General features: G+C 55.3%; 9 protein-coding genes and 1 pseudogene. 1 reads left to right on the top strand and 9 read right to left on the bottom strand.

Annotated elements, in window-relative coordinates; translation table 11 throughout:
* The 4 genes and pseudogenes from KP708_RS10000 to KP708_RS09985 all read right to left on the bottom strand — a co-directional run.
* A pseudogene (locus KP708_RS10000) lies at positions 1–188 on the bottom strand (IS481 family transposase); the annotation flags it as partial.
* A 280-nt stretch (positions 189–468) separates the two neighbouring features.
* Positions 469–2,550: an AAA family ATPase gene (locus KP708_RS09995; RefSeq protein ID WP_215751269.1), complete on the bottom strand. Its 2,082-nt coding sequence runs from the start codon at positions 2,548–2,550 to the stop codon at positions 469–471.
* Positions 2,547–3,026 carry a hypothetical protein gene (locus tag KP708_RS09990; protein ID WP_215751268.1) on the bottom strand — a complete coding sequence of 160 codons (480 nt, stop codon included), beginning with the start codon at positions 3,024–3,026 and terminating at the stop codon, positions 2,547–2,549. Before KP708_RS09990 ends, KP708_RS09995 begins: the two co-directional genes overlap by 4 nt.
* Positions 3,023–3,943 (bottom strand): hypothetical protein, encoded by a 921-nt coding sequence (locus KP708_RS09985; RefSeq protein ID WP_215751267.1) that lies wholly within the window; start codon positions 3,941–3,943, stop codon positions 3,023–3,025. The genes KP708_RS09990 and KP708_RS09985 overlap by 4 nt, the downstream gene beginning before the upstream one ends.
* Before the next feature lie 290 nt (positions 3,944–4,233).
* Between KP708_RS09985 and KP708_RS09980 the strand changes: the two genes are divergently transcribed.
* Positions 4,234–5,712: an HD domain-containing protein gene (locus KP708_RS09980; protein ID WP_215757173.1), complete on the top strand. Its 1,479-nt coding sequence runs from the start codon at positions 4,234–4,236 to the stop codon at positions 5,710–5,712.
* A gap of 796 nt (positions 5,713–6,508) precedes the next feature.
* On the opposite strand, the gene KP708_RS09975 is transcribed toward KP708_RS09980, so the two are convergent.
* Genes KP708_RS09975 through KP708_RS09955 form a run of 5 tightly spaced genes read right to left on the bottom strand, consistent with a single transcriptional unit; the run spans position 6,509 to position 10,962 of the window.
* Positions 6,509–7,435: an aldo/keto reductase gene (locus KP708_RS09975; RefSeq protein ID WP_215751265.1), complete on the bottom strand. Its 927-nt coding sequence runs from the start codon at positions 7,433–7,435 to the stop codon at positions 6,509–6,511.
* 17 nt (positions 7,436–7,452) lie between these two features.
* Complete coding sequence (locus KP708_RS09970) at positions 7,453–8,043, bottom strand: AAA family ATPase (RefSeq protein WP_215751264.1); 591 nt, start codon at positions 8,041–8,043, stop codon at positions 7,453–7,455.
* The gene (locus KP708_RS09965) at positions 8,040–8,621 is read right to left on the bottom strand and encodes a 3'-5' exonuclease (protein WP_215751263.1); all 582 of its coding nucleotides are present in this window, start codon (positions 8,619–8,621) and stop codon (positions 8,040–8,042) included. The genes KP708_RS09970 and KP708_RS09965 overlap by 4 nt, the downstream gene beginning before the upstream one ends.
* Entirely contained in the window at positions 8,618–9,754 is a 1,137-nt protein-coding gene (locus tag KP708_RS09960) for a hypothetical protein (protein WP_215751262.1), read from the bottom strand. The genes KP708_RS09965 and KP708_RS09960 overlap by 4 nt, the downstream gene beginning before the upstream one ends.
* 56 nt (positions 9,755–9,810) lie before the next feature.
* The gene (locus KP708_RS09955; protein ID WP_215757172.1) at positions 9,811–10,962 is read right to left on the bottom strand and encodes a DUF3800 domain-containing protein; all 1,152 of its coding nucleotides are present in this window, start codon (positions 10,960–10,962) and stop codon (positions 9,811–9,813) included.
* Positions 10,963–11,345: the final 383 nt, after the last annotated feature.

The following is an 11,345-nucleotide window of genomic DNA, read 5'->3' as shown; positions in this document are numbered from 1 at the left end:
ACCGTTGAGCGCGGCTCTTTAGGACCTGTCTTCTGATCCTCAACCGTTTGACGCTTTCGCCATTTTGCAACTGTTTTCGGGTTGATCCCGAACTCCTCGCTCAGCGTCGCGAGCGAAGCCTGCGATCGCTGTAGTGCTGCTCGCACGGCGTGCGTGGTCGTGGCGCTGCCATGACGTATCTGTCCCATAAGGCTTCCTTCCACTCGCGTGAAAATATCACACCATCAAAACACGGGACTAAACACCTAGGGCTCCCAGAGCGGCGACTCCACCTGTTGGTATGGGTAACGCTCGGGATCGACTCCTTCTCCGCTTCCTGGCGGCGGAAGAACCTCGTGACATCCAGTACGGATCGCTAACCCTGTTCATTGAACCCAAAAGCCCAACTCGTGTGAAAAGCGGATGGCGCGAAATCCACCGACGCCATCCCTTATCGGCGAAAATCAAACCGTCCGATTTACAGCGCGGCTAGCCCAACTGCGCCTCGAAATCGTGCGGTGGGCGCGCGTCCAGATCAGGCTGCAGAATGAAGCCCGGGAAGTCGATGATATGCGCGCGTCCCTGCATCTCGTCGATTACGAGCGGCAGCTTCTCCGAGGTCGACACGATGACCTGTCCATTGCTCCTGCTCGCTGTGGAAGCCCGTTTTAAAAAGGCAAAAAGATCGCGTGAGGCGATTTCCTGCTGTCCGGGTTCATCGAACACGACGAGGCCCGGATGGTTCGTGTCCTTCTCGCGCTTCAATTCGAATGTGGCCAGGAGATAGGCCCATTTGAGGCGGATGGCATCGCTCGCCGAAACCTCGAAATTGATTTCCTTCTCGATGACATCGTCACCTTCGCGAGCGCGAACCAATGGCCGGAAGTTGTCGGTGGAGAGCGCAATCTCTTCCGGTTCGAACGATCGAAATCCATAGACTGTCAATTGGTGGATGATTTTGGCGGTCAGCACACCGACTTTCTTCTTGTCGGCTGTGGTGAGGTTGTCTTCGGGCAGGTCACGCAAGGAGGCGTTTGCCTTTGCCCAATCTGCCGCGATCTTCTGCAGATCGTCAATCAACGAGATGGCCAGATCGTCGATACTGCGTAATTGCGCGAGGAAGTTCTGATGCCGAACCAAATTTTCAATTGCAGCACGGGATGGCGAAGTTCCCGGACGTAGCAATTCCTGCCGCAGACTGCGCAGTTCTTGTTGCTTGTCCTGAAGATTGCGATCAACGCCGCGAAAACGGCCTGCGATTTCCTCTAATCGTTGACCGGATGCGTCGAGGGCGGAGCGATAGAGCTCCAGCTGTGATTTGACAAAGGTGATGTTCTCCTCGAGCGCCATGCCGACAGAATCCACAGTCGGAAGCAATTCGCTGGTCACATCCTGATGGCAGGTTGGGCAGATATGTTCGTGCGCAGCCTTGCCGAGATCCGAACCAAGGCGTTGCAGCTTCTGCGTATCCTGGTTCCGGCGCAGGTCGATTTCGAGCGCCTGGACCCGCGTGGTCAGAGCCTTGCTATCCTGAACCTCGGCAGCGCGCTCGTTGCGAACAGCTTCCAAAACTGCCGTCTCCGCGTCGATTTGGGTTCGGAGAATGGCAATTCGGGCTTCGATCTCAGGTGCGATCGTATCGATCGTCGGCATTTGTGTGGTCTCGAGAGCGGTGACGTCCGCTTCAATCTCGCCGGCGAGCTCGGTTAGTCTTACCCATTCTCCTTTATGGAATAGCTGAAGATCGATCTCAGGCTCCTGCGCGAACTCAGCAGTAGGCTTCTCCGGCAATCCCCGAATTCTTCCGATCTTGGCAGCTGCTTCCTGAAGCTTGATACGCTCCCGTGACCACTGGTTTTTGCACTCAGCAATGGCATTGCGCAGTTCCGAGCGCTGCCGACGATACTGCGCCACATCGAGGTCGAGCAGGAACTCCATTACGCGCCGGGCAACGTCCTGGATACGAAGAAAAGTTGGGAACGGCCCCTGGATGGTAGACCAACCCCGTTTCTGCTCGACAAACAGCATCGGGAAGATGGCTTCAAGGTAGAGCGGGCATTCGTTCCCATCGAACCGCGAGACAATCGGCAGGTCCCAGCCAAGAAACGAAGTGAGGAAATGGTGGAATCCGTCCTCTTGGACCGCGGCCCCGCCGTCGAGGACGTAGAAATCCCGTTGGTCCGTGGAGGGCAAGCCGCTGCTCAGCGTCGCGCCGAAAGTGACTCGGATCAGCTTGGTGTTCTTACCTCCGACCACGTCGCGATGGACGACGGCGATTTCACCAGCTTCATTCTCGATCTCGAGTTCGACGAAGGATTGCAGGACTCTTTCATATTCGGCCTTCTCGGCAGTATGGATACGTTCGCGCATGGCATAGGGCAGCGGGATCGCGAGCTGCGGCCCTAGCGAACGCTCAAGACCCAGCGCGTAAATGATCGCCTGGAGGCACGTCGACTTACCCGAGGTGTTGCCGGCCTGGATAATATTTAGCCCGTCCTCGAACCCGATATCAGCTTTGTAGGCTCGCTCTGCCGTAAAGGAGCGGAGTCGCAGGTGGCGCAATTTGATCATGCTGCAGTTCTCTCGCCAAGCAGTTCTGATACGCGGGTTTCTGTAAGTTTCTTCGCGTATTTGGTGATGATGTTGCGCTCAAGCTCGAGCGCGTCCTCGACGCCTTCCAGCTTGGTCACAGCCGCAGTTCCGCTGGCCGTCAGCTGCAGCGAAGCTCGACCGCTGGCCTTCGTCCAGGTCGCGAGCCGTTCGCCAACCACAAAGTCGATCGCTCGCGCGAAGGCTGGCTCCACCCGCAAGTTCCAAGGCAGGATCTTGACCCCCGCGGAGGTGGCCTCCTTCAGGCGAGCGACCTGGTTTGACCTGATCGCATCGTTCAGAATGTGAAGCTTGGCGAGTGATGCCTTGCTCGACCTCGATGCCGCCAGCATCAGGAGGATCAGAGACACGCGCCACGCGATCCGCATGTCGCCTGGTACCGGTATAGGTCGCCTCTTGAACGAGAAGCGGGTGTTGGTGAAATCTGGTGTGCTCACGCCTGATCGCTTTCCGGAAAATCGAGCGGGCATCTGATTAGCCAATCGCTGATCGTGCCTAGCGCGATGCGGGTAAGAAATCCCGGGGCCAGCGTTGGCAGTGCTGCGGCAAGGGAGGCCTCGATCCGGACCATGCTTTCCTGCAACTGCTGGACGGGAATTGTCGAGAAAGCTCCGACGGCTATCAGCCTGGCTTCCTCGGCATCGATCGTCTCGTAGGCGCGCTCCCACAAGAGCGCGTGGTTCTCGCGCAGTTGTTCAAGCGCGTTTTCGCGGTGCAGATGAGCTTTCACATACTGGTCGCGCTTCGTAGCGATTTGTCCCAGGGAAACGGCAGGGCCCAACGCACGTCCGAGTTTGTCATCGATCCGTGCGCCAATTTCAGTGGCTGCGGCGGCATCCTTGACCTGCTCGTCGGTCGGGACGACCACACTAATCGGTGGCCCCAGCGACAGGCTCTTCAGAAGCTCGATTTCTGCCTGAAAATCCTGCTGCGAGTGACAGAGCGCTTCGAAACTGCTGTCGAGGAATGCAAGGCCTTTGGCCTTCTCGGCCATGCCGTGGGCGCGCACGGCCGCCACGACGTCCTTGTTGTCCAGAAACGGACAGAGAAGAATCCACCTTCTCGCCTGCGTTCCGGCGAGAATTTTTTCGATCGTCGCCTTGTTCTTATCGAGCTTCTTCAAGTCGCGACTGGCTTTCGCCTTCATCGCACTCGCTGCTTTTGCTACGTCCGAGGCTTCTTCAGGGGCATAACACTGGTAGAGACAGCCGCATGTCGTGAAGAACTCGAGGCCCGCGTCGCCCTTGACTCTGTCGGGAACGATCTGGACGTTCTCGGCGCGATGACGGCGCTGAACAAGCTGCAACGCGAATTCTTGCCATTCAACGCCCTTCCATTCTCGACGGTATGTCATTTACCCTCCCTGTATAGACAGATCACTTAACCAGATCATGTCCCTCGGGAACCCTATAATTTTTGAATAGAGCGTAATTTTTAAAGAATGCCGCCTGCCTGCTCCTGCATCACTGAGCGGACAGGCAGATCAGGGGGAAGCAGAATGTCCGGTAATAGATACAAAAAAGGATAGTGATCATGCTTGGTAAGGTGTCTCTACCGCGCACTTTGGACATTTAGATAATGTGAGTGCAACCATCCTTATTTATATAATAATTTCCTATGATATTGACGGAATGGGTTTTTGATATGAGGATGCTTGAGATTAATTATCTCAAAGAGTTTTCAATGAATAACTTCTATACAGAAAATAAGCAGATTAAAGATCCTATCTACGGATTTGTAGATTTTGAAGGTCGAGAGACTCAATTACTTAGCATCTTGAGTGACCCATTTTATCAGAGACTACGGAGAGTTAAGCAGTTAGGATTTTCAGACCATATTTTTCCATCAGCTACACATACTAGGTTTTCTCATTCTCTTGGGGTCTTTCATGTTGCTAAGAAAATGCTTGCACTTGTTGAACCCCAGGTAGTGAATGGAAACTGGAGTAATGAAGGCTTGGCATGTTTGGCTGCTGCCCTGCTTCACGATGTTGGACACGGAATGTTTAGCCACGTTTTTGAGGATGCAGTAAAAAAACATCTTGAGAAAAAATATAGATCGGAAACTAATAAAATAGAAAAAGATCCCCTATTTTTATCAGTAAACCATGAAAAAATAAGTCAACGCATTATCAAGAGTGGATCTATATCGAATATCCTCAACAAGATATACCCAGGAATGTCGAATGACGTTTCTGACATGCTTGACGACAAAGGCAAGAGAAGTAAAAGCATATACAAATCAATAATTTCTTCACAGCTTGATGCTGACAGGCTGGACTATGTTCGGCGAGATCCATACTTTGCTGGAGTTTCTTCCGGTGGAATAGATCTAGAGTGGATATTGAGAAATATAACTGTTGAAAAAGAAGATGATGATAATTTCTATTTTTCTATAGAAAGTAAAGCCTATGCTTCTATAGAGCAATATCTTGTTACTCTTTTTCAGCTGTATCCTACAATATATTTACACAAAAAAACTCGCAGTATTCAATATATGTTTGGTTTGATAATTAGCAAGGTTTTTAGATACATAGATGCAAAAGATCTAGATTCTGTAGGGTTGTCCGATACACACCCTTTTGTTGTTTTGATAAATAATCCGGATGATATCGATAATTTGCTAAGATTGGATGATTCACTGTTTTGGTATTCTATTGGATTATTCAGTGTATCTACCGATGATCACCTTAAAAAACTCATTGATATGATTTATAGAAGAGACCTATTCAAGGTAATAGATGTATGGAAAATTGTTGATTCAATATTTCCAGAACGCGTCGACGAAAGTGCTACTGACCATTTCAAATTAGTTCAGAATATATGTCAAAAAATATGCGATAAATTAATAACTGATGAGAGATTTATTTCAGAGAAATGTTTTTATGATTCTTCTAAGCGCATCCTATACAAAAGAGCATCTGCGATAACGCCAAAGACGCAAAAAATTAATATTAAGATGGGAGACAGATGTAGTGACATATCTCTCGTTTCACCTATCGTAGCTTCGGGTGCAGAATATCATGTGCACCGAATATATATAGACCATTCTGTCTATTCCGAGTGGCAGGGTATGGAAGCCGAAATTAAAGCCTTAGCGAGAGAAATAGAACAAACACAGTGACGGCATGTTTTTTTCCGTCAGATGAGTAGGTATATCGAATAGACGCGTCCGGCCGTTATAGATGACTCTTAAGCATGTATGTCCGCTATGGAGCCTTAAAACGCATGTCCGACATGAGGCATAAGCAGAAGTTCCGTTTACGCCTCATCCCGGTCATATAGGCGGTTGGAAGAGTTTCCCCAAAAGCCGGCATAAATCCATCCGACGGTCTGCCGGCAAAGACGGATAGCGGATTTGCGCACGCGTTCCACCCAGTCGAGGTTCGAATCTTACTAAGCGGTCCAGAGGTTTGATCGGAAACCTCAACACGCTGTCTTTCGCGATATGATTGTAGGTTTTCTTGGCATTGCTCCAAGCGCGGTATGGCTTGTCCATACTACTATCGAATGCCGAGGAGACATGTCGCCTCATTCCAACAATTCGCGGCAGCTACGCTCACGGGGATGCCCCGCTGCTCGGGCGCTATGCTGGCTCAGTCCTAGAAGCGGCTCTCCCAACCGAAGCGGTATTCTAACTGCTGATGCTGGTCGGCTTAGGCTTTGATCTGGAACAGGCCCTCAGGACGGATCACGTGCTGAGAGACAACTTGACGCGGTTGAATCGGCTGGCGCGCGCACGGGCCGCGGCAAACACTTCTGCCTCGGCGTAGACCGGTGCCGAAGGGCTTACCTTCAGGGCAAGTGGACTGCTGATGCTCTCGAAGGTAGAGCTCGCCGAGGATGTAGCATCATCGTCTGGTCGGCATAGCCTGGACACGCTCGAAGCCACGTCACCCCAAAGCATGCCCCAGGCCGCTTCAGTCTGAAACGTGCTGGGAGAGCTTGTCCTCGATCATAGGGGCACGAACGGCGGTGAGGCCATCGGCATCATCAAAAATCGCTGCGACGTGGTCCGGGGATCGACAGCCGGGAATAGCTACGACATTGGCGCCCTGTGCAAGAGCCCAGGCCAGCGCCCGGCGCGCGGAGGCCTGGGCCCCAGCTTCGATATCGTCGCCAGAGCTACCGTTGTGGCAGCGCCCGTTCGTGGAGAGCTGCGCGAAAGCCGGCATAGATGTCCTGAGATCGTCTGGCCGTGACGGCTTTGAGCCTGTCAGGATGCCTCGTCCCAATGGGGAGAAGGCCATGAAGCAGGCGCCCCGCGCAGCCGAGGCGGCAACCTCCGCTCCCTTGGGACCGGTCGTCAGGGAAAGCTCGTTCTGTACAGCGCCGAGGTCGCATCCCATTGGCCGGCTTGCGATCAGGTCGGCGGAAACACCTGAGATCCCGAACTCACCCACCTTGCCTGCGGAGATCAGATCCTCGATGCAGGCCTGAACGTCGTCGTCAGGCGTATTGGGATCAGTGCGGTGCTGGATCAACAGGTCGATGCGATCGCGCCTCAGTCGCGTGAGCGAGGCTTCGACTGATTGCCTGATCTGCGCGGGCCGACTGTCGCGATAGAGACTACCCCCAGCATCAGCATAGAGGCCAAATTTGGTGGCGATGGTCGCATCGGGACGGCCGCCCAGCACGTCGCCCAGCAACGTCTCGTTCGCGCCGTCGCCATACAGCGGGGCGGTGTCAAAAAGCGTCACGCCATGATCCAGGGCCGCGATGATCGTCGCGATGGCTTGCTCACGGCCAACGGAGCCATAGATCCCGGTCAGCGCCATGCAACCGAGGCCAATACGGCGCTCGCCCGCCAGCCCGATCGCCCGGTGTTCGGCTATCCTCGCGGGCACGATCTGCTCGAGGTCCATCATGAGGCTTCACGGCCGTAATCTTCGAACGCGGCAATGGCGAGCGCCAAGGCTGCCTCCGCGCCGCCATGACAAAGAAGGTGGCGGTCGGGCATGAACCTGTCGACCACACGGGTCACCTCCTCGGCGGCCCGCGAGCGGAAAAGCGCATCCCCGTCACGCCCCGCACCGAGTTCGAGAGATGGATCGAGGACCGTCAGAAATGCGAGGTCGTATTCGGACGCCCAGGCTTCGCAGATCTGCTCCAGAGCCTCGGCGCGGGCGGGGGCAATCGACCTGTTGGTGTGCCGCAGTGCGGCCAGAAGGTATCCGAGAGCGTCGGAGATGGGACGGTCCACGAGGATGACCTCTGCCGCGAGGGTGGCCTCGGCCTCCAGTTCGATGGCCCTCGCCATCAGCCACGCCGTGCTTTCGAAGGTGTGGTCGGCAAGAATCGGGAAGCCCTTGTCCTTGGCGTTGACCGCGCTATCGTGGACGTAGGCCACGGCAATCCCGCGCTGCTCGAATAATTCCTTCAGCCGTGTGAGGAAGGTCGTCTTGCCGGTAGAGTGCGTTCCTGCGACCGCGATGCGGAATGGTGGCTGCCTCACAAGAGCGAGCCTTGGGCGCGTCCCAGAATGTCCGCATCGGCAAGGATCGACCGTTGGTCATGCTCTGTCTGGTCGCGCAGCATGTGGTCCAGAAGCAGAGCTGACAATACCGCGTCGAAGGGGGCGGAGTGGGCCTGCCCGCCGGTGATCTTCCCTGCCTCGGGGCTCAGGCCCAACTTGGATCCGAGATGCTCCAGACCATGCTTCTGCTCGGCGGAGAGAAGGCGCCGCGCGATCTTCAATGTGTCATAGGCAGCTGCGGGCTTCCACCCTTCGAGCGCCTGGCTGAGGATGTCGACCTCGACCTTGACGTTATGGCCGACGATGGGCTTGTCCTTGAGCCACAGCAGCACATCATCGACGACATCCTCGAACTCGGGCGCATCGGCCACGTCTTCGTCCCAGATCCCGTGGATGCGGGACGCGATGGGGGAAATGCCGTTCTTTGGCCTGAAGCGCCAATGCTTGCTGCGCCCGGTCAGAGTCAGCCCCTCCATCTCGGCGATCGCCAGCTCGACGATCTCAGGGGGTGACTTGCCGCTGCCTTCGACGTCGACGGCCCACATTATCTCGCTCAACTCCAGCCCTCCTCAGCGCGGCCGTGGCGTTCCGGCAGATGCGGCTGAGCGCGATCATGCACCTGAAAGCCCAGCGAATGCTGGATAAAATAGCGCTGCTGCTCGGTGCTGTCCTCAACAATCACCTTTCCCGTAGCGATTTCAATTCGTCCCGGGTCTAGGCCCACCGCCTTCGCGAGCGACGACAGCCGCTCACGCGATGGCTCATGGTGACCTGCAGCGCATAGCCTGATCTGACCGGCAGGGCAGATGTCGCATATCTCGCGGATGCCGTAATGGCCGTTGTAGTCGGTCTCCCCATAGACGTAGGCGATGCCGCAGGAGGTCTTGCGGAAGATCGGCGCGCCGGAGTAGCGGCGCAGGACGTGCTCCTCAACCTCGCGCGGGAGGATCTTGCGCCTGGGCACGTCGGCATAGAGATCCTCAATGCCAGCCGAGCGGAAGTGTGCACGAATCTGCTCGCGGTGGAACAGGCCTGTAAAGACGGTGGCGTCGGCCAGTCGCGACAGCGCGCTCGCCCTGTCGATACAAGCGTCGGTGTCGTTGACACCGGCTATGATGGGGCGCCAGTAGAGTAGCCTCTTCGTCCGGCTGGCATGTTCGGCCAGCACCTCGAGCGACCTTTCCGCGATCATGCTATCAACCGGTTCGAGACGGGGGTCCGCGATGCCAGACCAGGTCACAAGAACCGTGACCTTTAGATGCCGCAGGCGTTCGAGGCGTTTGACGTCCTCAGGCGTGACCTCCCAGCGGGTAATGACAAGAACGTGATTTCTGAGGCCGTGCCCATCGAGCAGTTCGAGGGAATGTAGCATGTGCTGCTTCACCAGAGGCAGAAACGGATCGGTCGCGCGATTGAATATCTGGACCGGGGTGACGTGGGAAACGAAGGCCCAATGCGCGATCAACGTGGCCACCGCCTGTTCATCGTCCATCACGAGATGAGGGCGCTTCATCTCGAAGTTATCAAATAGGTGGCGCACGCAGTAGCCGCAATCGAGCGGGCACCCGACGACGTGGTTCAGGCTGAGACCGGATTTCCTGTATTCTACGACATTGCTAAGGCTGGCCGGCAGGTCAGTGGGTGTGCTTCTGAGATACTTTTCACGTTTAAGATCGTCGATCGCTGCCATCACAGCTTCCTCCCCAATACGCTGCTCATTCCGCCCAAAGAGGGAATATTTCTATTCTAAGATGAATAATTCGCTCGAGGAGCTATGCCGAGAAAGCGAACCAGGCTTTCCGGGACCACGATGTTCACCCCTGTTCCCCGCTCAGGCACGCCAGCAGTTACAAGGCGGCTGAAAAKCGACATCCGGCCAGGATCCATTGCTATTCCGCCCCAGACTGCATCCTGGATGTATCGTGCGACAAAGCCGGCCAGGACGTCGGCGATCTGGATGCCGATGCAATCGTGGGAGCGCATGAACTCCAACTTCGCGGATGCCGAAAACTCGAAATCCGCGGTTTTGAATGCAGGTATCACATCCTCGTTGGTAAAGGCCTCCATCACCATTTTGTTCTGACGCAGGATGTCGCCGAACTGCAGTTGCTCGTCATGGAACAGCGTCACGCCCGACACCTGCTTTTCAAGGAAACGGTTGATCCGGGCATAGATGTGGGTGAAGGACGTCAGGTTCGGCAGGACCCAGAGGGGCTTGCCTTTAGGTGCGGTGTCCGAAATGGGCAGCGCGCGCTCCACCGCCCTTACCTTGGGGAGCTTCCTAAAATCCTTGAGGCTGTCGCGAGTGAAGCGGACGAAAGCATCGGCTACACCTTCGGTGGGAAGCCGACATGACTGGGCCCAGCGGATGATCTGCTTGTAGAAGTCGCGGACCTCGACGTAGTCCCGGCTCTGACAACAGGAGATGAAGGCTTGGGCTAACTTAGGCGGCCCGTGGATCGCCATGTGATCCGCCATCACCCCCTTCATCCATAACGCGCCTGGCTGAACATCGCACGCCCCAACATAGGGCACGACAATCCGATCTATGATGTTAGCGATGACGAAATAATGCTTGTCGACTGCCTCGATGAAGATCGGGGAGCCTCGCTCGTCTAGCAGGTCGAGGAGGTCAGAGACGAATTGCGGCCGCTCATAGGCCTGTCTAGACTTTACTTCCCCGGACTGGATACGATGGGCCGCCTTGAGGGCCTCGAACCGATTCTTGAACGGCTGGTCCAAATCGCAGCCCACGGCGGCAAGCGTGAACATGCGCTGCTCCTTGCCGTAGGTTTCGATCTTTGCCGTGGTCAGGTCGCCGGTGTTCCCACTCTCATCGATGTAATAGGTGGCAGGACGAAAGGTGCAGCAATCCGATTGTGCTACAGTTTGCTCCATATCGCAGAATTCCTTTCACCCCTCACCGTTTAGTCGCACGATCGCCGAGGTGAGTCACCCCGGATTTGCGGGATTGTCTATCTGTTGAGTGGTGGATGGACGAAAGCTCGCTTTCCACGCTCGCGAATGAGCCTGCGGATGTCGGCTTTCAGAAAATCTCACGGGTTGTTTGAACGATTGGAATAGGATGAAAGCCTTCGCGAGGGTCATCCGTGTGCGTGTCTGGTTTTGCCGATCGCCATACACAAAGCCGACATTCTGTTCCCCCCATAGCGGTGGCCGTATCAAGATATGGTTGGTAGTCACACGTGACCTCAAATATGTGCCGCAGAAAACTATGGATACGATCAGGCTTTCTTTTCCACACCCGCCTTGTATTCGTG

Origin of the sequence: Gluconobacter sp. P5H9_a (genome assembly GCF_018812085.1) — a bacterium.
In the GTDB taxonomy this organism is placed as follows: domain Bacteria; phylum Pseudomonadota; class Alphaproteobacteria; order Acetobacterales; family Acetobacteraceae; genus Gluconobacter.
Note: the sequence above shows the minus strand (reverse complement) of the source record. Positions and strands in the feature narration are given on the sequence as shown.

Excerpts from the sequence above, each read along its gene's own strand:
- KP708_RS09995 (WP_215751269.1), bottom strand. The coding sequence starts at position 2,550 with ATGATCAAATTGCGCCACCTGCGACTCCGCTCCTTTACGGCAGAGCGA.
- KP708_RS09985 (WP_215751267.1), bottom strand. The coding sequence starts at position 3,943 with ATGACATACCGTCGAGAATGGAAGGGCGTTGAATGGCAAGAATTCGCG.
- KP708_RS09980 (WP_215757173.1), top strand. The coding sequence starts at position 4,234 with ATGAGGATGCTTGAGATTAATTATCTCAAAGAGTTTTCAATGAATAAC.
- KP708_RS09960 (WP_215751262.1), bottom strand. The coding sequence starts at position 9,754 with ATGGCAGCGATCGACGATCTTAAACGTGAAAAGTATCTCAGAAGCACA.